This is a genomic window from Holdemania sp. 1001302B_160321_E10 (assembly GCF_015552275.1).
Lineage (GTDB): Bacteria > Bacillota_I > Bacilli_A > Erysipelotrichales > Erysipelotrichaceae > Holdemania.
In genome coordinates, this window is the sequence record NZ_JADNEM010000013.1 from 67,119 (window position 1) to 89,498 (window position 22,380).

22 protein-coding genes are annotated in these 22,380 nt (G+C 48.5%); 19 read left to right on the forward strand and 3 right to left on the reverse strand.

Going from position 1 to position 22,380, the window contains the following annotated elements; all coding sequences use genetic code 11:
* Nucleotides 1-213 precede the first annotated feature (213 nt).
* The 4 genes from I2D94_RS09610 to I2D94_RS09625 all read left to right on the forward strand — a co-directional run bounded on the left by I2D94_RS09610 (nucleotide 214) and on the right by I2D94_RS09625 (nucleotide 4,185).
* The gene (locus tag I2D94_RS09610) at nucleotides 214-1,116 is read left to right on the forward strand and encodes a sugar phosphate nucleotidyltransferase (protein WP_195396604.1); all 903 of its coding nucleotides are present in this window, start codon (nucleotides 214-216) and stop codon (nucleotides 1,114-1,116) included.
* Nucleotides 1,117-1,122: 6 nt separating this feature from the next.
* Nucleotides 1,123-1,770 carry a VanZ family protein gene (locus I2D94_RS09615; protein ID WP_195396606.1) on the forward strand — a complete coding sequence of 216 codons (648 nt, stop codon included), beginning with the start codon at nucleotides 1,123-1,125 and terminating at the stop codon, nucleotides 1,768-1,770.
* Nucleotides 1,771-2,030: 260 nt separating this feature from the next.
* Complete coding sequence (locus tag I2D94_RS09620; RefSeq protein WP_195396608.1) at nucleotides 2,031-3,797, forward strand: IS66 family transposase; 1,767 nt, start codon at nucleotides 2,031-2,033, stop codon at nucleotides 3,795-3,797.
* 235 nt (nucleotides 3,798-4,032) lie between these two features.
* Nucleotides 4,033-4,185 (forward strand): hypothetical protein, encoded by a 153-nt coding sequence (locus I2D94_RS09625; protein WP_195396610.1) that lies wholly within the window; start codon nucleotides 4,033-4,035, stop codon nucleotides 4,183-4,185.
* A 194-nt stretch (nucleotides 4,186-4,379) separates the two neighbouring features.
* Here the strand turns inward: I2D94_RS09625 and I2D94_RS18280 are convergent, their stop codons facing one another.
* Nucleotides 4,380-4,964: a transposase gene (locus tag I2D94_RS18280; RefSeq protein ID WP_229056838.1), complete on the reverse strand. Its 585-nt coding sequence runs from the start codon at nucleotides 4,962-4,964 to the stop codon at nucleotides 4,380-4,382.
* 38 nt (nucleotides 4,965-5,002) lie between these two features.
* Entirely contained in the window at nucleotides 5,003-5,533 is a 531-nt protein-coding gene (locus tag I2D94_RS18285; protein WP_229056839.1) for a helix-turn-helix domain-containing protein, read from the reverse strand.
* Nucleotides 5,534-5,742: 209 nt separating this feature from the next.
* Here I2D94_RS18285 and I2D94_RS09635 point away from each other — a divergent pair, with 209 nt between their 5' ends.
* The 12 genes from I2D94_RS09635 to I2D94_RS09690 all read left to right on the forward strand — a co-directional run bounded on the left by I2D94_RS09635 (nucleotide 5,743) and on the right by I2D94_RS09690 (nucleotide 16,489).
* Nucleotides 5,743-6,564 (forward strand): transketolase, encoded by an 822-nt coding sequence (locus I2D94_RS09635; protein WP_195396612.1) that lies wholly within the window; start codon nucleotides 5,743-5,745, stop codon nucleotides 6,562-6,564.
* Nucleotides 6,557-7,486, forward strand: a complete 930-nt coding sequence (locus I2D94_RS09640) for a transketolase family protein (RefSeq protein WP_195396613.1) — start codon at nucleotides 6,557-6,559, stop codon at nucleotides 7,484-7,486. Before I2D94_RS09635 ends, I2D94_RS09640 begins: the two co-directional genes overlap by 8 nt.
* Nucleotides 7,487-7,649: 163 nt before the next feature.
* Complete coding sequence (locus I2D94_RS09645; RefSeq protein WP_195396614.1) at nucleotides 7,650-8,702, forward strand: ABC transporter ATP-binding protein; 1,053 nt, start codon at nucleotides 7,650-7,652, stop codon at nucleotides 8,700-8,702.
* On the forward strand, nucleotides 8,695-9,615 hold the full coding sequence (locus I2D94_RS09650; protein WP_072684408.1) for a carbohydrate ABC transporter permease: 921 nt from the start codon (nucleotides 8,695-8,697) through the stop codon (nucleotides 9,613-9,615). Before I2D94_RS09645 ends, I2D94_RS09650 begins: the two co-directional genes overlap by 8 nt.
* A 12-nt stretch (nucleotides 9,616-9,627) precedes the next feature.
* Nucleotides 9,628-10,470: a carbohydrate ABC transporter permease gene (locus I2D94_RS09655; RefSeq protein ID WP_229056840.1), complete on the forward strand. Its 843-nt coding sequence runs from the start codon at nucleotides 9,628-9,630 to the stop codon at nucleotides 10,468-10,470.
* A 47-nt stretch (nucleotides 10,471-10,517) separates the two neighbouring features.
* Nucleotides 10,518-11,855: an extracellular solute-binding protein gene (locus tag I2D94_RS09660; protein ID WP_006059252.1), complete on the forward strand. Its 1,338-nt coding sequence runs from the start codon at nucleotides 10,518-10,520 to the stop codon at nucleotides 11,853-11,855.
* A gap of 71 nt (nucleotides 11,856-11,926) precedes the next feature.
* Complete coding sequence (locus I2D94_RS09665; protein ID WP_195396615.1) at nucleotides 11,927-12,493, forward strand: hypothetical protein; 567 nt, start codon at nucleotides 11,927-11,929, stop codon at nucleotides 12,491-12,493.
* Nucleotides 12,486-13,757, forward strand: coding sequence for an alkaline phosphatase family protein (locus tag I2D94_RS09670; RefSeq protein ID WP_195396616.1), 1,272 nt, complete (start codon nucleotides 12,486-12,488; stop codon nucleotides 13,755-13,757). The genes I2D94_RS09665 and I2D94_RS09670 overlap by 8 nt, the downstream gene beginning before the upstream one ends.
* A 240-nt stretch (nucleotides 13,758-13,997) precedes the next feature.
* On the forward strand, nucleotides 13,998-14,147 hold the full coding sequence (locus I2D94_RS09675; protein ID WP_156788879.1) for a hypothetical protein: 150 nt from the start codon (nucleotides 13,998-14,000) through the stop codon (nucleotides 14,145-14,147).
* Nucleotides 14,148-14,604: 457 nt separating this feature from the next.
* Entirely contained in the window at nucleotides 14,605-14,805 is a 201-nt protein-coding gene (locus tag I2D94_RS09680) for a hypothetical protein (RefSeq protein WP_006059257.1), read from the forward strand.
* Between the two features lie 113 nt (nucleotides 14,806-14,918).
* Entirely contained in the window at nucleotides 14,919-15,743 is an 825-nt protein-coding gene (locus I2D94_RS09685; protein WP_195396617.1) for a PfkB family carbohydrate kinase, read from the forward strand.
* The gene (locus tag I2D94_RS09690; RefSeq protein WP_195396618.1) at nucleotides 15,740-16,489 is read left to right on the forward strand and encodes a TIGR04076 family protein; all 750 of its coding nucleotides are present in this window, start codon (nucleotides 15,740-15,742) and stop codon (nucleotides 16,487-16,489) included. Before I2D94_RS09685 ends, I2D94_RS09690 begins: the two co-directional genes overlap by 4 nt.
* 443 nt (nucleotides 16,490-16,932) lie before the next feature.
* On the opposite strand, the gene I2D94_RS09695 is transcribed toward I2D94_RS09690, so the two are convergent.
* Nucleotides 16,933-18,633 (reverse strand): proline--tRNA ligase, encoded by a 1,701-nt coding sequence (locus tag I2D94_RS09695; protein ID WP_195396619.1) that lies wholly within the window; start codon nucleotides 18,631-18,633, stop codon nucleotides 16,933-16,935.
* A 140-nt stretch (nucleotides 18,634-18,773) separates the two neighbouring features.
* Between I2D94_RS09695 and I2D94_RS09700 the strand changes: the two genes are divergently transcribed.
* The 3 genes from I2D94_RS09700 to gcvT all read left to right on the forward strand — a co-directional run bounded on the left by I2D94_RS09700 (nucleotide 18,774) and on the right by gcvT (nucleotide 22,218).
* Nucleotides 18,774-19,007, forward strand: coding sequence for a FeoA family protein (locus I2D94_RS09700; RefSeq protein ID WP_072684416.1), 234 nt, complete (start codon nucleotides 18,774-18,776; stop codon nucleotides 19,005-19,007).
* A complete protein-coding gene (gene feoB / locus I2D94_RS09705) occupies nucleotides 19,004-21,016 on the forward strand; it encodes a ferrous iron transport protein B (RefSeq protein WP_195396621.1) in 2,013 nt (670 codons plus the stop codon). Before I2D94_RS09700 ends, feoB begins: the two co-directional genes overlap by 4 nt.
* A 119-nt stretch (nucleotides 21,017-21,135) precedes the next feature.
* Nucleotides 21,136-22,218 carry a glycine cleavage system aminomethyltransferase GcvT gene (gcvT, locus tag I2D94_RS09710; protein WP_195396623.1) on the forward strand — a complete coding sequence of 361 codons (1,083 nt, stop codon included), beginning with the start codon at nucleotides 21,136-21,138 and terminating at the stop codon, nucleotides 22,216-22,218.
* The last annotated feature ends 162 nt before the right edge of the window (nucleotides 22,219-22,380 follow it).

The following is a 22,380-nucleotide window of genomic DNA, read 5'->3' on the forward strand; positions in this document are numbered from 1 at the left end:
AAGAAATAATATAATAATACTGAGGCAAATGAGACTGATTGTGTCTCAGGTGGTGCCTTGACTCTGGGGCCACGGGAGACCGTGGATCTCGCTGCTCTGATAAGTCACACACCTCTGCGCGGTGAGCAGTAGGCAACGATCTTATGATTGGCTGAGATGCGAAGAGTAAAAACTATGATAAAATTAATTTGATAGAAAAAGTGAGATAAAATTATGAACACAACATTACTTATTATGGCGGCCGGTATCGGCAGCCGTTTCGGAACAGGAATTAAACAGTTGGAGCCGATAGATGATGCTGGACATATCATCATGGACTACTCAATCCATGATGCGATTGAGGCAGGTTTCAACCATGTAGTATTTATCATCCGCAAGGATATCGAGAAGGAGTTCAAAGAGGTCATCGGAGACCGTATTGCCTCTATTTGCTCTTCTCATAACGTAACTGTGGACTACGTTTTCCAGGATATCAATGATATTCCAGGAGAACTTCCGGAAGACCGTACAAAGCCGTGGGGAACCGGTCAGGCCGTGCTTGCGGCAAAGAGTGTAATCGATACCCCGTTCATTGTGATTAATGCAGATGATTATTATGGCAAAGAAGGTTTCAAAGCAGTCCATGAGTATTTGGTGAATGGTGGCAAGTCCTGCATGGCAGGTTTTGTGCTGAAGAACACACTATCCGATAATGGTGGTGTGACCCGCGGCATCTGCAAGATGGATGAGGAAAAAAACTTGACAGAGGTTGTGGAGACCAAGAACATCGTAAAGACCGCAACTGGGGCAGAGGTAGACGGTGTGAGCATTGATGTGAATTCCCTGGTTTCCATGAATATGTGGGGATTAACTCCTGATTTTCTGGATGTTCTGGAGGAAGGCTTCAAAGAGTTTTTCGAGAAGGAAGTCCCGGGCAATCCTCTGAAAGCGGAATACTTGATTCCCATCTTCATCGGTGAATTGCTGGAGCAGGGTAAAATGTCCGTGAAGGTTCTGAAAACCAACGATACCTGGTACGGCATGACCTATCACGAGGATGTCGCAGCAGTAAAGGACAGCTTCAAGAAGATGCTGGCGGATGGCATGTACAAGGCTGACCTGTTCAGTGATCTGTAAACGACGATGAAAGAAACGATTGATTTACTCGGAAAGATCCTCACAAACATTTTAACTGCTCTTTATGAGCCATTTGGATTCTCGCTCTTGCTTTCTTTTCTTGCTATGTTTTTCTACCTGTATGCGTATGAGCCAATACATGCTGGCAAAGGCTGGAAGAGTGCCATAGTGACCTGGTATCAGAAATTCAAAGAGAGTGTGTTCTTTCGGAAGTTGTTTTTCTTATTTTTTGTGACCTCACTTATTCTGTTCCGAACCCTGTTAAATCGGAATCTATGGATGAATCCTTTGTCCGATGTTATGGGCGGTTGGGGCATCTGGGAGACAGTGAATGGTGAACAGAAGCTGACCACCGAATGCATTGAGAACGTAATCATGATGGTACCGTTCTCAGCAGTAGTGATGTGGACATTCGGAGAGAAGATAGGAAACGGCTGGAAGAAGATCCTGTGGCAAAGCGGTAAGATAGCGTTCATCTTCTCGATAAGCATTGAGATGTTGCAGTTATTGCTTCGCTTGGGAACGTTTCAGCTATCAGACATCTTCTATAACACACTTGGTGGAATGATTGGCGGATTGATGTATTGTGCAGTTACTATTCACCGAGAAGGAAGAAAGGACAACAGAAAGAGAAGAAAAAGGAAGAATGGATAAAGTAATCTGGAAGGCTGGAAAAAAATACAGATTAAAGTCATTTCACATAATGTGGAGAATAAGCACAAGAATCACCATAAGTGAAAGGTTATCCACAATGAATTTTCAAACTTTATAGCTCTAGGGTGGATATTCAATCTTTTTGAGTCATTTTGAATCCCTCGGATGACTCCTAAATCAGTCCGCTCCCTTGGGATAGAAGGCACCTTTCAGAAGTTCCCCACATTGCATGCCCGTGCTTAGCGTGCTACACTGAAGCTATGAAAAATACAAACACTTTAACACGAAATATCAATCGTCTGTCGCCTGAACTCTACTTTACGAATGCCGATTATTTTGACGAAGGATTAATTCTATCTCTGGAGAATCAGGTAAAACAGAATCAGATCCTCTCCGATCGTATTTCTCTCTATCAAGTCAGTGCTTTAAAAAATAAGAATACAATTCAAAGCCTGACACTGAAAACGAAAGATATGAAAGTTCAGCTTTATAATCTGAAAAACAAGGAGCGGGATAAGGAAACTACGATTGAGGATCTCGATCATGAAATCGAAGAGATTTATGAAATTCTTAATGATCAGATCGGAAGTCGGGATACAACGATTGAAGAACAGGATAAAATCATTCAAGAACAGAATGAGGTCATCAATGAGCTTCGCAGACAGTTAAAGAAATATCGATTCGCGGATACGACCAATACGAATAATCCAACCTCAGCGTATCCTTTTGATAATGAAGTTAAAATCCAGGAATCCCAAGCTAAGAAACCAAGAAAACCTCAACCCGTGAACCTGCGCGAAGTTTCAGGTAAAAAGAAAGGCGGACAAAAGGGACACGTTGCCCATCATAATAAAATGAGTACGCATCCTGATATCCTTCTTGACCAGTGGGTTATCAAAGCGCCTTCCGGAGCCCAGGCAGTCAAGGTGCGTGGAAAAGTTCGCTATTATAGAACCCAGGAAATTCATGCAGAGTTCATTACCTCGGTGACAGAAACCCGATATCACCTCAAGAAAACAGGGATTCAATTGGACGAGTCGGTAATGAGGAAGTATGCGATTAACAGTGTCACATATTCGTCATCCTTGAAAGCCCAGGTTCTTTATCTCAATAATAAGGGCGTGATCGCTCTGGATCGACTGTGCACAATCCTCAACGAGTTAAGTCATGGAGCGCTGTCCATCCAGCCGTCTACAGTCGCCTGTTGGATGGCGGAGTTTGACCGCAAAAGTGAAGGATACCGGAAGTGGATTCTGGATGAGATTTTAAAATCATGGGTTGTGCATGTAGATGAAACAGGCTATAAAATCAACGGAGATCAAGCTTGGATCCATGTTCTAAGCACAGAATCCTGTGCGTATTTTATGATGACTAAAAAAAGGAAAGATATAGAAAATGGACCGCTAAAGGTTCTGGAAATGTTTGAGAACGTCTTAATTCATGATCATTACAAGGCCTACTATGATCTTGAGCCTTGTATTCATGCCGAATGTAACGAACACATCTTGAGATCTTTGAAGGGTGGCGTTGATTTTGATGATGTCAAAAAATGCCAGGAGATGATCACTCTGCTTCAGATAGCTCTGCATCGAAAACACGAACTGCAGGCACAGGGAATCCAGCAAATGGCAGAAGAAGAATACAAGGCCATTGAAGAAAAATTTCTGAACATCGCGGAACAAACGGTCAAGGAATACTATGACGAACATCCGGATATCGAAACGAAATATGTTCCGGAGGCGATTAAGACCTTGAAACGGATGAAGGAATACATCAAGGAACATCTTCTGTTCCTACGGGATTTTAGTGTGCCTTTTGATAATAATGAAGCCGAAAGACAGGCAAGAATCTGTAAGATCTTTAAAAAGATCTCAGGTCAGTGCGCAACCCTGGAAACAGGAAAGCATAAGATGGCCATGTTGAGTGTGCTTCAAACGGCAACGAAACAAAAACAGAATACCTTGGAAACCCTCGAGAATATCCTGAATTCAGGATGGCCACAGAGTCAACCGGCAGTTTTAAGCTGATCCGGTTTTCTTTTCCCTCACTTCTCGGTGAATAGTAACCATTGTGCAGTGATGAAGGCAAGAAAACGTCTGTAAAACTGGATGAAATTGTGATATACTGGGAGCGGTAGCTCCCTACGCTGCTCTGATAATCACACACCTCTCCGTGGTGAGCAGGAGGCAACGATCTTATGATCGGCGAAGATGTGGAGAGAAAACTATGTAACAGAAACAAACTAATTGAGGGGGAATAAACATGGCAAATGATTCAATGAAGAAAGAGTTAGTTGCGCATAAGGTTTATTCGGCGTGGCAGTTTATTACATATAGCTCAATTGAAAAGTTAAGTTCCACTTCAGAAAGTGAAAAAAGAAAAGTGGAAATTACTCATACAAATGCGATAAAATAAGGAGAAAATGAAAGAAACTAGCCCGTAAGTCTAGGCTAGTTCGGGTATTTGGTTTATAATGCAAATGGAAAAAGGCATAAAAAAGAGCGCATTAAAAGTGAATGGAAATCGACACTTTTTGAAATGAAAGAGTTACTTCCACTTGATTTTTGACCGTTACAGACTTCTTGCTGCTTGTATTTATGCTTTGAACATTACTTCAATAAGTGAGGCTTGAGGGTGACTTGATCGTGGGGGATCTCAGTCAATCCATAGCTAAGGAATCGATTAGCCATCTCACTATTGAAGAAGCGGAGGACGCTGAACGATGTTTTGTTGTTCAGCTTCTTTTTGTTATAGGAATTGATATGGGATGAGATGAGATTCGCCTTTTCTTGCGAATCCAAGCCGAGAGCGTATAAATCAACCTGCTTAGGACAAATCTCCCGGATGAGTAAATGAACATTTTCAAGTGAGCCCTTTTGCCAGCTGGCCATCGGATCGCAATAAAAGAGTCTTGTTCTTCGGGTTCCATCTTTCCTGATTTCTACAGAATCCGCTAAAACAAACTCGCTGCCTCGATCTGTTTTGAGTACCATCACTTCTTCATTGAACAGCGCCTCTCCCAAGATAGTTTCTAAGTACAGGATCCCTTCCAACATATTTTCAGACGTTTTCTGTTGGTGATAGACGCAGAACAGAAAATCATAGTTCAAGAACTTGAAGGTTTGAAGGAAAGGTCCATTTGAACCATCGTTGTAAACCGTGTCCATTTCAACGATGGAGGCATCGGGATTCATTTCTATAAATTCTATGAAGTCTTTGTGAGTTCTTCCCTTCAAGTAAGATCGGTCTTTTCAGAGAGCTTGATTTCAGGATGGTTTTGTAGAATGGCATAGACCGACTGCCCTTGCGCTAACAAAGGATTGATTAGGAGGCCAAGCTGCTTGATCTGAGAAAGGGTTGCATTGACGCCAATCCTCGTGTTAATAAGGCTATCCCGATACTCGTCATTGGCTTTAGAAGCAGAGTACTTGTATTTGTCATAGTGACAGCGCTGATAGGCTTCACAGCCGTTACAGGCACCCGGAGAGCGATCCCTGCGCTTACAGATAAACTTTATATAGGAAGGGCATTGAGTAGAGCAGGCAGGCGTTTTTTTGTCTTTGCATTTTGGGAATAAAGAACAATCAATCGGATAACTGGTAGAAAAGGATTTGAGGCGGTGCGATTTGATTTCTTTACTAATGGTGCTTTTATCCTTGCTCAGGGTTTTGGCAATGGCGGCTTTCGTGGAACCGTGGGGAATCCCCGTTTCGATAATTTGGCGTTCAGCTAAAGTAAGATGGAGAACCTTGTTGCAAGTCATAGAATTCAGCTCCTTTCGTGTCAAGCAAATAGTGAAAGAGTAACACGTCAACTAGAACTTTGTGTAAGAGTGATTTCTACTTGCCCTGCCCTGAAGTGAAACTTAACTTTTTAGTTGAGATTTTTTTATTTTGTGAAATTTACCCGTTTTCTTTTTTACATTCTGTACCAATAATGATAGAATAGGGAAGGCTAAAAGGAGTGAAGGAAATGAATCAAACTGAAATGAAGAAGATTGCTGCCGAAGTGCGCAAAAATATTATCCGCATGACCTGTGCAGCACAGTCAGGCCATCCGGGCGGATCGTTGTCGGCAGTGGAAATTTTAGTTTCCCTGTACTTTAACGAAATGAACATCACAGAAGAGAATGTTGACGACGTCTGCCGCGACAAATTTGTACTGTCCAAAGGACACGCTTCGCCGGTGCTCTATTCCGTATTAAAAGAAAAAGGGTTTATTTCACAGGAAGAGTTAATGACGTTCCGGAAAATCAATTCTCACATTCAGGGACATCCGAACATCAGCATTAAAGGTGTCGACATGTCGACCGGTTCGTTAGGACAGGGCTTATCCTGCGCGGTGGGCATGGCGCTGTCGTATAAAATCCATCATCAGGACTTCCGCGTTTATGCGTTAGTCGGAGATGGAGAAAGCGAAGAAGGTCAGATCTGGGAAGCGGCGATGGCGGCCGCCCATTACAAACTGGACAACCTCGTCGCGATTTTGGACTTTAACGGACTGCAAATTGACGGTAAGATTACCGACGTCATGAATCCAACTCCTTTTGATACAAAATTCAGAGCGTTTGGCTGGAATGTGATCGAGGTTGACGGACACGATTACGATCAGCTTGAAAACGCCTATGCGGCGGCCAGAGAATGCAAGGGTCAACCGACGCTGATTCTGGCACACACGGTGAAGGGCAAGGGCGTTTCCTTCATGGAAAACAAAGCGAACTGGCATGGCGTAGCGCCGAAGCCGGAAGAGGCGGAAGCTGCGATTCAGGAATTGGAGGCACAGATCAATGGCTAAGATTGCAACCCGGGAAGCTTATGGAAAAGCGCTGGCTGAACTGGTCAGTGAAAATGAAAATATTGTCGTGCTGGACGCGGATCTCAGCGGTTCCACAAAATCAGGCATGGCGAAGAAAGTGGCGCCGGATCGCCATTGCAACATGGGCATCGCAGAAGGCAACATGATGGCCGTGGCTGCGGGATTAGCTTCCTGCGGCAACACAGTATTTGCCAGCAGCTTTGCGATGTTTGCGGTCGGCCGTGCGTATGAACAGATCCGCAACAGCATCGGCTACCCGCAGTTAAACGTGAAGATCTGCGCTTCGCACGCCGGAATTTCAGTCGGTGAAGACGGTGCATCTCATCAAACCTTTGAAGATATCGCGCTGATGCGTGGTATTCCGGGGATGAAAGTAATCTGCCCTTGCGATGCAGTGGAAGCGGAAGCCGCGGTGAAAGCCGTTGCGGCAATCAACGGGCCATGCTTTGTCCGGTTAGGCCGCAGCGCTGTAGAAGTCATCCATGACGAGAACTATCACTTCGAAATCGGGAAGGCAGATGTCTTAAAAGAAGGCAAGGACGTCGTCATTCTGGCTACCGGCCTGGAAGTTCAGGAAGCGATGAAAGCCTGCGACAGTCTGAATGAAAAAGGAATTACGCCGACATTGATCAATATCCATACGATCAAGCCGATCGATGCGGAAACGATCGTGAAATACGCGCAAGATGCCAAGCTGATTGTCACCTGCGAGGAACACAGCATCATCGGTGGGTTAGGCAGCGCGGTGGCGGAAGTGCTGAGCGAGCAATGTCCGCGCAAGCTTGTCCGTGTCGGGCAGCGCGACGTGTATGGCGAAAGCGGCAAGCCAGCGGAACTTCTGCACAAATACAAAATGGACAGCGACGCGATTGTGGAAGCGGTTCTCAACAATTTAAAGTAACACACTTATCCTGGTTTGCTTCTTATGCGAGCCAGGATTTTTTTTACGCAATTATCACAATTTTAACAAAGAAAGCATTTTAGTTTTATTTACGAAGGCTGTGAAATGCTTTATAATGTTCATGATGTAAACAATTCAATTAAAATATTTCAGGAGGGGAAACATGCAAGTCCAATTAGTGGATCTGGTTAAGGATTTTGGTCAGACCGTGGCGGTCGATCACGTCAATCTGACGATAAAAGACGGCGCGCTGACAGGGTTGTTAGGTCCGTCCGGCTGCGGCAAATCAACGACGCTGTATATGATTTCCGGTTTGGAACAGCCCACCTCAGGCAAGATCTTGTTCGACGGGGAAGATGTGACCGAGGTGCCGGCAGAGGAGCGCGGCATCGGCTTGGTATTCCAGAACTATGCCTTGTATCCGCATATGACCGTGCAGCAGAATATCATGTTCCCGTTAGTCAACGCAAAAGTAAAAAAAGAGGAAGCGCTGGCGCGGTGTATGGAGATGGCTAAGCTGGTCAAGGTCGACGATCTGCTGAAGCGTAAACCGTCGCAGCTTTCCGGCGGCCAGCAGCAGCGGGTGGCAATCGCCCGGGCGTTGGTCAAGCAGCCGAAGGTTCTGTTGTTGGACGAACCGCTGTCCAATCTCGATGCCCGTCTGCGTTTGGAAATGCGCGAAGAAATCCGCCGCATTCAGAAAGAAACCGGCGTCACGACGATTTTCGTGACCCATGATCAGGAAGAAGCGATGAGCATCACTGATGAAATCGTGTTGATGAAAAAAGGTGTTATCCAGCAGCAATGCTTCCCGCAGCGGATGTATCTGGAACCAGCTAATCAGTTTGTCGCCGGCTTCTTAGGCAATCCGCCGATGAATTTCGTGGAGGTTCAGGCTGAGCAGGGGATGATCCGCTTGAACGAAGCGCAGTATCCGGTACAGGAAGACATCAGCGGAACAATGCTGGCGGGCATCCGTCCGGAATCGTTTACGCTGGGAGAGGAACTGACGGTCGTGGTAGAATCTGTGGAAATCCGCGGTCGCGACCAGCTGATCACCTTTACGCTCAATGCCACTCCGGTTCATGCTTTGATTGACAGCGTGCATTTAGTCAAAGCCGGCGCGCCGATCTCCCTGGCTATTAAGGGTAAGCGCATCTATCTGTTTGACAAGGAAACCGGTCGGCGGCTGAATAAGGAATTTAAGTATGAGTAAGGCTCCTGCGGTAAAAAAGCGCTCCGCGTGGAAGAAATTCTACGAGAGCTATAAAGCCTATCTCTATCTCGCTCCGGCGATTTTAGTCATGCTGGTTTTCGTACTCTATCCGCTGGTGAAAGTGTTCCGGATGGGGTTTTATACAAAGTACAACTATCTGACGGAAGTCGGCAAGGGGTTTGGCCTGAAGGCGTTCGAGCATGTTCTCGGCGATCCTTCCTTCCAGCTGGCGCTCAAGAATACGCTGATCATCTTTGGGGTCGGCCTGCCGATTTCGCTGATCATCGCGCTGGTGATCGCCGTCCTGATCAACTCCAAAGTCAAATTCAAAGGCGTTTTCCAAACGGTGTATTTTCTTCCGTATGTCACCTCGATCATCGCGATCGGCATTGTGTTCCGCTGGCTGTTCCATTCGGAATACGGCTATATCAATTATTTTCTGAGCCTGTTCGGGATTCCGGCAATGAAGTGGCTGTCGGATCCGAAGCTGGCGATCTGGGCCGTTACGATCTTCTATATCTGGAGTGGCCTGGCATTTAAGATCGTGCTGTTTCTGGCAGGTCTGCAGAAAATTGACGAGCAATACTATCAAGCGGCCCGGATCGATGGAGCGAGCAAGCTGCGGACGTTCTTTCACGTCACGCTGCCGCTGTTGTCGCCGACGCTCTGGATGGTCATCATGGTATCGGTGATCTACGCCTTCAAGCTGTATAATGAAATCTTCTCGCTGTTCTCCGGTCAGGCCGGTCCGGCCAACAGCGCGATCACCGTTGTTTATTACATTTATGATATGTTCTATAACCGCAATCAGGTTCATTATGCCTCGGCGGCCGCGATCATTCTGTTCATCATCATTACGGTCGTGACGATGATCCAGAACCAGGTGTCCAAGCGGTTCATCCATTATAACTAGGAAGGGGAGAGCATGATGAAAAAGAAAAACAAGCTGCCAGGTCAACTGGGCACACTGCTCAAATATGCCTTCCTGATCGCCGGCGCGCTGACGATGCTGTTCCCATTTCTCTGGATGATTCTGACGGCGTTCAAAACCCTGGATGAATCGATCCGGATTCCGCCGATCTGGTTCCCGAAGGAATGGATGGCGGTAAACTTCAAAACGGTTTTCGATACCGCTCCTTTCGGGCAGTATTTCATCAACACCTGCATCATCGCGACGATCTCCACGCTGCTGGCGGTTGTGGTCACGGTACTGGCGTCCTTCGCCTTTTCCGTTCTGGAATTCAAGGGGAAGAAATTCTGGTTCTGGCTGTTTCTGTCGACGATGATGGTGCCGACGGAGCTCTTGATCATCCAGAACTATGTCACCGTCTCCCATCTGGGCTGGCTGGATACCTACCAGGGCATTATTATTCCAACCCTGGCCAGCGGGTTTTACATCTATATGCTGCGCGAATATTTTATGCAGGTACCGCCAATCTTATATAAAGCCGCGAAGATCGACGGCTGCAGCGACTGGCGTTATCTGTGGAAGGTCATGGTCCCCATGAGCAAGAATGCGATCGCAACGATCTCGATCCTGCACTTCATCACGACCTGGAATTCCTTCCTGTGGCCGTTAATGGTCACCAACAGTCCGGACAAGCGGGTGCTGACGACCGGCTTGATGTACTTCAACAACGACGCTTCATCCTTCGTGAATCTGCAGATGGCCGGCGCCTGTGTCGTCATTCTGCCGATGGTCGTCTTCTATCTGATCTTCAGAAAGCAGATCATCAACGGCGTCGCCCGCGGTGGTATTAAAGGGTAGCCTTGGGCAGGCCCTTTGATATATAAAATAAAGAGAGGAAAGAAAACATGAAAAAAGGCTTAATTTGCATTCTTTCTCTGATGATGGTTCTCGGCTTAGGCGCTTGCTCGTCCAACGGCGGCAAGACGACGGAACCGGAGAACGGCGGCTCGGACAAGGCCGCTTTAGTCACAGAGATCACCAGCCCGATCAGCATTGAATTCTGGCATAACTGTACCAACATCCAAGAGGAAATCGTCAACCAGCGGGTTGAGGAATTCAACAGCACGATCGGTAAGGAAAAAGGCATCACCGTCACCGCGATCAACCAGGGCTCCAGTGCGGAAGTCAACAACAAGGTTGTCGGCGCGGTCAAGGCAAAGAACGCTCCGGCGGTGGTTCTGTCCCAGCAGACCTATGTGGAAGATCTGCTCGCCTCCGAAGCGGTGGTCGATCTGACGCCGTATATCAACGATGCGGCGGTCGGCATGACGGACTACGACGATATCTATGAATCGTTCAGAACATTCGGCGCCAACTATTCCGTCGAAGGAACGTATTCGCTGCCGTTTACAATGTATACGGAAGTGCTGTACTACAATCAGAAATTCTTTGAAACCAACGGATTAACCGTGCCGACAACCTGGGAGGAGCTGGCTGAAACTTCTGCGAAGATTCAGGCGATCACAGGCAAGCCGGCATTTGGCACCGACTATCCGGCGGATATGTTCATCACGCTGACCAAGCAGTTCGGCGGCGATTACACCAACGTCAAGGGCGAACTGTTATTCAACAGCGAGGCAGCCATCAAGGCGCTGACCTACATGCAGGAAAATATCCAGAACGGCAATTTTCGGTTAGCGGGCGAAGACATGTTCTTCTCCGGTCCGTTTGCCAACGGAATCGTTCCGATGTATATCGGCAGAACCGTGGAAAGCCAGTACATTTCCAGCAAGATCGCGGATCCGGAACAGGTTGTCTGGGCTTCCGCCGCAATTCCGCAGGCTGACGCTGCCAACAAGCAGGTCATTTCCAACGGTTACGTTTTAGCGGCGCTGAACCAATCCGGCAATGCGGAACAGAGCTATGCGGCTTATGAATTCATCAAATTCATGTCAAGCAAGGAATCCAACCTGCCGATGACGCTGAACACGGGGTATCTGCCGATCCGCCAGAGCGTGGTTGACGATGCAGAATACAAAGCATTCGTGGAAGCGGGCACCAACGACACGAAGATCTCCGGTCCGGCTCAGTCCGACGCTTACTTCTTCCTGCCGGCGTTCTCGACGGACGACTACACATCCAGCGCAGTTTATGAAGCGGTGAAGACGATGATGGACGAAGTGCTGGTCAATTTCAAAGATCCGGCAGCGGCCATCGAAGCTTGCCTGAACAGCCTGAAATAACCAACGACAGGGAAGGGGAGTGCCGGTTTGACTTCGCTTCCCTTTCTTTTTATGAAAGGAGGCGCAACGCCATGGATTTAAAAGGTTTGAAAACAAAACACGGATATCAGGCTGAGGAATTGATCTCCGCCCTGCAGAAGCTGATCCGCCGCGCAGAAACGGAACGGGCCGCGACGGTGGCGATGGAATGCTGCATGAGCAGTGAAGCGTTGGAAGACTTTGTCTGGAAACGCTTAAAAGCGATCTGCGTAGAGGATATCGGCATGGGCCAGCCGCAGGCGGCGCCGGTGATCGACAGTCTCGATCATTTCCGCAAGGATTTCGACTATGGCGAATCCGATCGTTGGATGTTCACGGTGCATGCGGTTCGTTATCTTTGTCTGTGCGATAAAAACCGTGATTCCTGTAATCTGAAAAGTCTGATCAAGCGGAAGCTGGAAAGCGACCCGAAGGGGATTGAGCTGCCGGACTTCGTATATGACATGCACACGGAAAAAGGCCGTGCGATGGGACGAGGCTATCTGCATTTCCTGGATGAAGCCAGTCAGGTAATCCCTGAAGTGCAGGTGGAGGAAAACACCTGGAAGCAACAGCTGCGGGCGCTGATGGCAGAGAATCAGGAGGGACATCATGAATAAAAAGACACTTGTCATTTCGATCGACGCGTTGATCAGCGATGATATCCCGCTGTTGGAAACGCTGCCGAATTTAGGCCCCCTTGTAAAAGGCGCGGCGCAGGTGCGCGATATCGAGTGCATCTATCCGACGCTGACCTATCCGTGTCATGTTTCGATCATGACGGGCTGTTATCCGAATAAGCACGGCATCGTTCATAATGAGCGGCTGCAGGTCAATGTGCCGAAGCCGCAGTGGAACTGGTGGTACAAGGATATCCGGGTCAAGACGATGCTGGATTACGCGAAAGCGGCAGGACTGAGCACCGCTACAGTGACCTGGCCGGTCATGGCCGGTTCCGCCGCCGATTACAACATTGCGGAAATCTGGGCGCCGACGATCAACGACGACCCGACAGACATCTGCACTCAGGCTAACAGTCCGGCAGTCGCAGAAATTTTTGAACGCAACAAAAGTCGTTTAAAATGGATGCTGACGCCGGAGTTTGATAACTATGCCGAACATTGCGGCGCGGAAATTATCGAAACGTTCCAGCCGGATCTGATGTTTATCCATTTCTCCTATGTTGATCATCAACGACATCAAAACGGCGTAAAAGGTGAAAAAGTCAATGAAGCACTGAGGTTTGTGGATGATAAGATCGGCACGCTGATCGCTGCGCTCAACCGTCAGAATTTATTGGACAAGACCAACATCGTCATCCTGGGCGATCATGGTCAGATCAATGTATCCCATTTGTTCAATCTGAACAAGTTGTTTTATGATCGGGGATTGATCGATATCGATGAACAGGGGAAGATTACAGACTGGCGGATGTACGCTCAATCCTGCGCTTTCTCTGCGCATATTCATTTAGGCCCGGCGATGGATCGGAATGAAGCGGCGGCGATACTGAAAGAAATTCAACAAACCTATCCGCAGGAAATTGAAAAAGTATGGACGGCTGAGGAAGCCCTGAATCAGTGGCACATGAAGGGAGATTTCGAGTTCGTGGTGGAAGCGGTGACCTCCGTTTCCTTTGGCAAGAACCTGACGGGCGATCTGATCGAGTCCGTTGATAATTTCGACTATAAATTCTCAGTTGCCACGCATGGACATCTGCCGACGAAAGGCGATCAGCCGCCGTTTATTCTAAGCGGTCCGGATATTAAGATGGGCGTCCAGATTCAAGGGGCGAAGCTTGTGGACGAAGCGCCGACAATTATGAAGATTTATGGTATTGTCATGGAAGATATTGACGGTCATCCGCTCGATGTTGTGCGTTAGCCTTTCAGCTTTCATCGAAGATCAGGGTCAATCACTCAGAGAGTAACGAATAGAATGTAAAAAAAGCAATGAGCGGACAGAGCTTGTTTCTAGTGAAAGAAACGCGGTCGAGTCCGTCGATCATTGCTTTTTTTAACCTTTGGATATCTTGTTTTTAAAACTCAAATAAGTTGATTTCATTATTGAGTTATAGACTAGTCTATGCTAGACTTAAATTGCCCGAGGAAAGGATGTGAAGAGATGGGGAAGTCCAAGGGCAAGAGAAAAAGAAGCACGCCCAATGATCAAGACCAAATCAGTCTGATTATTGAAATCGTTAAACTAATAACGGCAATTATCAGTTTAATCGGTGTGCTTCTTCCTTTTCTTAAAGAGATCGGCTTATTTTGAGCCTTTCTCTTTCCCATCTCTATTATATGCAAAAAAGAGATAGAAAACAATCGCAAAATTTTTTAGTCGATTCGTTGGGACTCAGCTTAAAATGAAGTCATTGTTATATGTTGCCATCTATAAATGCCACTAAGAAATTTTGCCAAGTGAAATGGATTAGATTTAGTTCGTTTTATCAAACTCAAATAAGTTAAGATCACTATTGAGTTATAGACTAGTCTATGCTAAACTTAAGTTGCCCGAGGAAGGATGTGAAGAGATGGGAAAATCCAAGGGCAAGAAAAAAAGAACTACGCCCAATAATCAAAACCAAATCAGTTTGATCATTGAAATCATTAAACTAATAACGGCAATTATCAGTTTAATCGGCATAGTTCTTACATTCTTAAGGGAAATTGGCTTATTTTAAGCCATTCCCTTCCCATCTCTATTATATGCAAAAAGGAGGCAGAAAACAATGGAAAAAAAGACTTTTAATCAAGCGGCTTATGTTAATGAATATAAGAAAAAGTTCTATAAACAGTATGCGTTTCGTTTCAGTTTGAAAAAAGATCAAGCGATTATTGATCACTTGGAAAAGCAAGCAGATAAAACAAATTATATTAAATCACTCATTCAACGTGATATCGAAAAATCAGAAAAGGAAAGTTCATTATAAACTAAATATATTTCGCTGGATAGACTAGTTTTCTCTCAATCTCTGCGATTGAGGCGGACGTTTGTTCTGAGGGCATGCTATAATAACGCTGTGAATTAAAGGGAGAGTTGGAAATGGAAAAAGAAATTCTACTGGTTAACGATTTGTGCGGCGTTGGGAAAGTCGCCTTGTCCGTTATGATTCCGCTGTTGTCAGCACAGGGACATATCGTGCATAATCTGCCGACCGCGCTGGTGTCCAATACGCTGGATTACGGTGTTTTTGATATTCAGGATACGACGGACTTTATGGAGAATACACTGAATACCTGGGATCAGCTGAACTTTCATTTCGATTGTATCTGCACGGGATTTCTCGTTTCAGAAAAACAGGTAGAATTATTAAAACGATTGTTTGTCCGTCATCCGGAGGCACTGAAAATTGTCGATCCGATTCTGGGCGATGAAGGGCATCTGTATCCGGGTGTGGATCCTTCCGCCGTCGAACTGCGCAGAGAATTAGCTGCTTCGGCCCAGGTGATCGTTCCTAATTTAACGGAAGCAGCACTGTTATGCTCGCATCCTGACTGGGGGATCAGCGTTACCCGGAAACAGAAGGATCAGCTGCTGGACGAATTGACAGCGTTAGGCTGCAGCTCGGCCGTGATCACCAGCGTCGTCTTTGCGGAAGATGGCGGTCATTATGTTTGTGGCCGTGATGAACAAGGCGTCAGCTTCGATCTCCCGTTTGAAATGATTGACGTTCGGATTCCCGGTACCGGCGATGTGTTCTCCGCCGTTTTGGCCGGGGCATTGCTGCAAAAGAAAACGCTGCCGGAAGCGTGTCAAAAAGCAATGGATGCCGTTGAAGCGTTAATTCGCCAAAATCAGTACAATTCCGATTTATATCGGGGCCTGCGGATAGAACAGGCCATCACTGAAAACCGGGGGATTCTATGATGAATTCCAGAGCTAAGATTATCATCACGCTGATCGATCGGAAGGGACCCAACGGCTGTCACCGGGGACATCAGATCGGTGATAGTTATGACTTTGACACAGAACGCGGACAATTGTGTCCTATGGCGGCGCATGTCGCGTTTCCTTACATCGATATTCTTCGCTATGGCGGACAGATTCCCGGCAATCCGGAAAACCGCGCGGTGTTCTGCTGCCCGGATGTCGATACGATCAATGTTTACCGGATTGAAAAACTGGTGAGTCAGGATACAGAACGACTGGAGCTCACGCCTTTGACTGTCAAGGATGCAGATACCGTCCTGGCGATGGCCGGCAAGGAATCCGTTGCCCGCTATATGCGCTTTTCGACGTTGAAATCTCGTTCGGAGGCCGTGGACTTAATCCTGCAGCTGACCGCGGGAATTAACAATGCCTGGCTTGTGACCAGAAAATCGACGCAGAAACCAGTGGGCGTGCTGGCATTAAAGCAAACGGAGAAGCCCGAAGTGCGGGATGTGACTTTGTTTCTGGATGAACCAGCCTGGGGCTACGGATTGGGGCAGGAATTGCTGAGCTGGGCAACGGATTTTGCCAGTCAAACTTTGAATATTTCTGTACTGCAGGCTTATATTGCCATGGAGAACACGGCCTGTCAGCGCCTTTTAAGCCGTTTGAATTATAAATTGGAAAAACGCTTCGATTTTGAGGATCAAAGCGTTCTGGTTTATCACAGAATAATCAATTAAAGCTGCGTTCGTTTCGGGACTTGACCTAAACGGAAAGGGGTCTTCCGACGGAAGAACAGAAGACTGCCGAAAAGAGCGGTAACGACTTCCAACAACGATTTCATAAGCGATGTTCCTCCTTTGTCTTTATTCTATGCTTATCCTGGCGGATCTACCATGGACAGGCATGACAAAATCCTCACAATTTTGTAAGGTTTGTGATTCCTTGATTCCTGGAAGCGCAGCCGGCCTGGAGAAGCTGGAAAAGCGGAGGAGATCAAGTCGGCCAGGTTCTGCCGATTATGAGCTTAGACTAAAAACTAACAGTCATGCCAATGAAGCTTGGAAGCGAGATCCAACATCCAGAATAAAAGCGAATGACGCTATTCATGCCAATAAAAAAGTGATTTCTGACATTGAATCCAGAAGATCACTTTTTATTTTACCGTGATTGTCCTTTTGACTTACTCGCCCTGATGAATGAGCTCTAAAACCTTAGCGACTACGTTGTCAATGCTGATGTCTTCCGCTTTTTCCGCCTTGCGCAGCTTCATTTCAACAAGACCGTCGCCGATTTTCTTGCCGACGGTCAGCCGGATTGGCGTACCGATCAGATCCATATCCTTGAACTTAACGCCCGGCCGTTCATCCCGGTCGTCCAGCATGACATCGACGCCGGCTGCCTGCAGCTGGGCATACAGCTGTTCTGCGGCAGCCATCTGCTGCTCATCCTTTTTGGCAATGACAACGATCGCTACCGGATACGGCGCGATATTGATCGGCCAGCATAAGCCATGCTCATCGCTGTGCTGTTCAGCCAGCGCGGCCATGCAGCGGCCGATGCCGATGCCATACGAACCCATCCAGACCGGATTCAGTTTGTTTTCCTGATCGAGATATTCCAGATCCATCGCCTGAGCATATTTCGTTCCCAATTTAAACGTATTCCCGATTTCAATGCCTTTTTTAAAGACGATCTTGCCGCCGCAGATCGGACAGGTATCGCCTTCCATGATCTGCCGGACATCCGCCGTGTAATCCGCTTTGAAATCTTCCTGATTGACATGGATATAGTGATATCCCGTCTTGTTGGCGCCGGTGATGAAATTCGCCATATGCGAAACTTCCAGATCCATGATTAAAGGACAATGCAGACCGATCGGACCAGCGAAGCCGATTTTGGCGTCGGTCGCTTCGACGACCATCTCAGGTTCTGCTAGCGCGATTTCCAAGCCGCCGACAAGCTTGAGAACCTTGGTTTCATTGACTTCCCGATCGCCCCGGACCATCACCGCAAACGGCTTGCCGTCGATGTTGTAAATCAATGTCTTGACAAATTGATTAGCCGCTTCATGCAAAAACTCGGTGACTTCCTCGATCGTGCGCGCATTCGGTGTTTCCACCAATTCCTTCGGCAGATGCGCTTCCATGCTGTCAGCGCCCTCATCTTTGCACGGCGCAACTTCCAGGTTGGAAGCAAAGCTGCATTGGTCGCACAGAACTAAAACATCCTCGCCGATTTCCGTGACCGCCTGGAATTCCTCGGACAAAAGTCCGCCCATGACGCCGGTATCGGCGCGAACGATCTTGTAATCCATGTGCATCCGGTCAAACGCCCGCTTGTAAGCATCGAACATCTTTTGATAGGCGACGTCCATGCCTGCTTCATCCTTGTCAAAGGAATAAGCGTCCTTCATGATGAACTCGCGGACGCGGATCAAACCATAGCGAGGCCGCGCTTCATCCCGGTACTTCGTCTGAAACTGATATAAATTGAACGGCATGTCCTTGTATGAGCGGATTTTCATGCCCGCCGCAACGGCGAACAGTTCCTCGTGTGTCGGACCGAGAACATAGCTCTTGTTAAACCGGTCCTTCAGCGAGAACATGCTGGAACCGAAGTTATCCCGCCGGCCGGATGCGACGTAAACTTCTTCCGGGATCAACGCCGGCATCAACAATTCCTGGCTTCCCGCCTGATCCATTTCTTCACGGACGATGTTTTCAATTTTTTTCAGCACTTTATACCCAAGGGGAAGGTACATATAGACTCCTGCCGAGCTTTTTTTGATCATGCCCGCGCGAACCAGCAGATTACCGCTGACGGAATCTTCATCCTTTACGTTCTCACGCAGAGTCGTAAAGAAACTTTGACTTAATCTCATAACGCTTCTCTCCTATTCTTTGAAATTAACCTTTCTGATTATACCACAATCTGCCTGTTATACCAGAGTGAGGATGTCGAAATTTGCGCGGAAGGAAGGACTTTTTATAAGCATAGTCTGTAAGGAAAGGAGAGTCAGCGATGAAACTAACACAATTGCCATCCGGCCTCAGCGCAGTCATCACGCGCATTGACCTGCCGCCGGCGCTGGCGGACCGGCTGGAAGCTCTGGGTTTGCGGGTGGGCGAGGACATTGAATTTGTCCGCAGTGCGCCGCTGCAGGATCCGGCGGAATACAGCGTCGGGGGCAGCCTGATCGCGCTGCGCCGGCCGGATGCCGCGCGGATCCATGTCGCTTTGAAGAAAACCGAATGAAGACCGTAGCCTTTGTCGGCAATCCCAACGCCGGGAAAACTGCCTGGATCAACGCGCTGTCGGATGCTGGGTTTGAAGTTGGCAACTGGCCGGGCGTTACGGTGGAGCGCAAGCAGGCACAGGTTGAATGGGATAAGGAAGCGATCACCCTGATCGATCTGCCGGGTATTTATGATTTACAGAAAACCAACAACGAGGAACAAATCACCCAGGACTTTCTGGAATCCCAGCCAATCGACTGTCTGATCAACGTCCTGGACGCGACGCATTTACAGCGGGCGCTGCGGCTGACGCTGAAATTAAGGATGCTGCAGATTCCGATGATTCTGATTTTTAACTTTTACGACGAGGTGCTGAAAAATGGAATTGAGATTGACGCGGCAAAGCTGAGCCGTCGTTTGGCCTGTCCGATTCTTTGCGCCAGCGCGTTTGACAAGCAAGCCGGCCGCCAGGTGAAGGACACCGTTCTGGCGATGCTGCATCAGCCCTTTGACGGCTACCGGCCGCTGCTGCCAAAACCGTTGGAACAGGCGTGGGTCGATGAAGTCAACGCGCTGCAGCTGGCAGAACCCTTTGCCTCGCCGCTGGCGTTGAAGAAACAAGCCTATCAAAAGCTCTGTGACCGCCAGCCGCAAGCGATGCATGAGGCGCTGTACCGAGCGGTCGACAGCTTGATGAGCCATGTTCGTCAGGATCCACAGCGGCGGCTGTTAAAAACCAAGCGGATCGACGCGGTGCTGCTGCACCGGATCTGGGGACTGCCGCTGCTTCTGGCGATGAGCTTTGGGATGCTGATGCTTATCTATAATGGCAGCGCGCCGTATGTGGCTTGGCTGAATCAATTAACTCTCTGGATGCAGCACGGCTGCCGGCTCTTATTGGCCTCAATGCCGGCCTGGGTGCAATCGTTGGTCTGCGATGGGTTGTTGGCAGGGATCGGCAGTGTGCTCAGCTTTTTACCGTTAATGGCATTTTTGTATTTCTTCCTCGGCTTGCTGGAAGAAAGCGGCTATATGGCCCGGATCGCGTTTTTAATGGACCGGCTGATGCGGCCGTTTGGCTGCAGCGGCAAAGCGTTTGTTTCCTTGTTGTTAGGCTTGGGATGCAATGTTCCGGCCGTGATGGCGACGCGCGTGATTGAAGAGGAAAGCAGCCGCCGGCGGACAGCGCTGGTCGTTCCATTAATCAGCTGCGGCGCGCGCTTGCCGATTTATCTGTTGTTTTCGGCGGCGTTTTTTCCCGGACAGGGTGGGTTGGTCGTGTTTACGCTGTATGGATTAAGCCTGGTCAGCGCGTTGGTGTTATCGCTGGTGCTGTCGCTGCCGGAGCATCGCAAACAGCCGTGGATGGTGCTGGAGCTGCCGGTATATCGCCGCCCATCGCTGCCGGTGGTGTTCAACAAGGTCCGCCAGGAAGTCAAAAATTACACCCGTAAAGCGCTGACTGTCGTGATGCTGGCAATGACAGTGCTGTGGGGACTGACCTATTTTCCGACCGGGGAGATCGCCACGTCCTACGCCGCGCAGTTTGGCAAGGCGGCGTCCGTGATTTACGAACCGCTGGGTTTCGGCACGCAATGGCCATTGGTTGCCAGCCTGCCTGGATCCATCGCGGCCAAGGAAACAGTCGTCGGTTTTCTGGCTTCGGTGTTAAGCGAAACAACGGAAACGCCGCCGGATTTTGCCGAGGAATCCCGGAACCTGATTTCAGGTCTGGGCGAAGCGGTGAAAAACAGTGTCGTGCACCTAGCGGATTTCAGCCAGGAAGGGCAGGATGCCGGTTTGATCAGCGAACTGGGCGCGCTCTTTCCAGATCCGTTAGGCAAGCTGCGGGCCTATTGCTTCCTTGTCTATTGTCTGTTTTCGATTCCCTGCATCATGACGCTCAACGCCCTGCGGCAGGAATATGGAACGAAGCTGATGCTGAAATCCATCGCGATCATGCTGGCGCTGCCGTATGTGGTCAGTCTGCTTTTATTCCAATTAGGACGCTTGCTGTTCTGGCTGTAATCGGTTGGATAGGAAAAAGAACAGAGTTATCTTGTGAAGTGCAGAACTTTATGGAAAAGCGCTTTCATTTTCGCTATAATAAAGCTACAAGAGGAACCTGAAAAGGAAAGGAAACGAAGATGACAGAAAAAACATCGTTATACGACTTTCATCAAAGCCACCAGGGCAAGCTCGTTGAATTTGCCGACACCTGGCTGCCCGTCCAGTATCCAACCGGCATCCTGAAAGAACATCAGGCGGTCCGTGAACAAGCGGGACTGTTCGATGTGTCGCACATGGGCGAATTTCTCGTCGAAGGTCCTGAAGCGGCCGCTTTTCTCGATCATTTGCTGACCAACAAGATCGCCAATCTGAAACATGGACAGATGCGCTACAGCTGCCTGTGTTATGAAGACGGCGGCACGGTCGACGATCTGATTGTCTACCGGTTTGACGACGAGCATTTTTTATGTGTTGTCAATGCTTCCAACAAGCAGAAAGATTGGGAGTGGTTTAATCAGAACTGCCGTCTCGACGTCCGGCTGCGCAATGTTTCATCGCTCATTTCGCAAGTTGCGCTGCAGGGCCCCAAAGCAATTGAGATCCTGGGCAAGATTGCCGATCTGACTTCACTGCCGGCAAAATCGTATTGGTTTACCGATCAGATCGCGGTCGCTGGCAAGGCCTGTCTGGTTTCGCGCAACGGCTATACCGGCGAGGACGGCGTCGAAATTTACATGCGCAATGAAGACGCGATGGCGATCGTCGAGGCGATCATGACTGCCGGAACGCCGCTGGGATTGATCCCGTGCGGACTGGGCGCGCGCGACACGCTGCGCTTAGAAGCGGCGATGCCACTGTATGGGCATGAGCTGGACGCTGAGACCTCACCGTTAGAGGCGGGTCTGAACTTCGCGGTGAAACTGGATAAAGCTGATTTTATCGGCAAGCAGGGAATTCAGGAAAAAGGTCTGACGAAGGTCCGGATCGGTCTGGAACTGCTCGACCGCGGCATTGCCCGCGAGCATTACGAGGTTCGCCAGGATGGAGCAGTCATCGGTCACATCACCAGCGGGACGATGGCGCCGACGCTGGGCAAAGCGATCGCGATGGCCTATGTCGACGTCGATCACGCTCAGGATGGCGCTGAGGTCGAGGTTGTTCATGGAAACCGAAGCATGAAGGCGCTGATCACGCCGATGCCGTTTTACAAACGGAAATAACGCGGATCAAAGGACGGAAAAGGGCGAAGGAAAACGTTCGTGAAGCGCAGAAACATGGCCTCAGCTTCCGCTTGAACGAGGAAACCTGCAGTCCTTGCTGGAATGGAAAAAACCGGCGGGACTGGGACAATAAAAATAAAATAAGAAATGAAGGAGGACACA

Coding starts and splice junctions, on each gene's coding strand:
- I2D94_RS09670 (WP_195396616.1), top strand. CDS start 12,486: ATGAATAAAAAGACACTTGTCATTTCGATCGACGCGTTGATCAGCGAT.
- gcvT (WP_195396623.1), top strand. CDS start 21,136: ATGACAGAAAAAACATCGTTATACGACTTTCATCAAAGCCACCAGGGC.
- feoB (WP_195396621.1), top strand. CDS start 19,004: ATGAAGACCGTAGCCTTTGTCGGCAATCCCAACGCCGGGAAAACTGCC.
- I2D94_RS09700 (WP_072684416.1), top strand. CDS start 18,774: ATGAAACTAACACAATTGCCATCCGGCCTCAGCGCAGTCATCACGCGC.
- I2D94_RS09680 (WP_006059257.1), top strand. CDS start 14,605: ATGGAAAAAAAGACTTTTAATCAAGCGGCTTATGTTAATGAATATAAG.
- I2D94_RS09675 (WP_156788879.1), top strand. CDS start 13,998: ATGGGGAAGTCCAAGGGCAAGAGAAAAAGAAGCACGCCCAATGATCAA.
- I2D94_RS09610 (WP_195396604.1), top strand. CDS start 214: ATGAACACAACATTACTTATTATGGCGGCCGGTATCGGCAGCCGTTTC.
- I2D94_RS09695 (WP_195396619.1), bottom strand. CDS start 18,633: ATGAGATTAAGTCAAAGTTTCTTTACGACTCTGCGTGAGAACGTAAAG.
- I2D94_RS09640 (WP_195396613.1), top strand. CDS start 6,557: ATGGCTAAGATTGCAACCCGGGAAGCTTATGGAAAAGCGCTGGCTGAA.
- I2D94_RS09690 (WP_195396618.1), top strand. CDS start 15,740: ATGATGAATTCCAGAGCTAAGATTATCATCACGCTGATCGATCGGAAG.
- I2D94_RS09665 (WP_195396615.1), top strand. CDS start 11,927: ATGGATTTAAAAGGTTTGAAAACAAAACACGGATATCAGGCTGAGGAA.
- I2D94_RS09615 (WP_195396606.1), top strand. CDS start 1,123: ATGAAAGAAACGATTGATTTACTCGGAAAGATCCTCACAAACATTTTA.
- I2D94_RS18280 (WP_229056838.1), bottom strand. CDS start 4,964: ATGAATCCCGATGCCTCCATCGTTGAAATGGACACGGTTTACAACGAT.
- I2D94_RS09645 (WP_195396614.1), top strand. CDS start 7,650: ATGCAAGTCCAATTAGTGGATCTGGTTAAGGATTTTGGTCAGACCGTG.
- I2D94_RS09655 (WP_229056840.1), top strand. CDS start 9,628: ATGATGAAAAAGAAAAACAAGCTGCCAGGTCAACTGGGCACACTGCTC.
- I2D94_RS18285 (WP_229056839.1), bottom strand. CDS start 5,533: ATGACTTGCAACAAGGTTCTCCATCTTACTTTAGCTGAACGCCAAATT.
- I2D94_RS09660 (WP_006059252.1), top strand. CDS start 10,518: ATGAAAAAAGGCTTAATTTGCATTCTTTCTCTGATGATGGTTCTCGGC.
- I2D94_RS09635 (WP_195396612.1), top strand. CDS start 5,743: ATGAATCAAACTGAAATGAAGAAGATTGCTGCCGAAGTGCGCAAAAAT.
- I2D94_RS09625 (WP_195396610.1), top strand. CDS start 4,033: ATGGCAAATGATTCAATGAAGAAAGAGTTAGTTGCGCATAAGGTTTAT.
- I2D94_RS09685 (WP_195396617.1), top strand. CDS start 14,919: ATGGAAAAAGAAATTCTACTGGTTAACGATTTGTGCGGCGTTGGGAAA.
- I2D94_RS09620 (WP_195396608.1), top strand. CDS start 2,031: ATGAAAAATACAAACACTTTAACACGAAATATCAATCGTCTGTCGCCT.
- I2D94_RS09650 (WP_072684408.1), top strand. CDS start 8,695: ATGAGTAAGGCTCCTGCGGTAAAAAAGCGCTCCGCGTGGAAGAAATTC.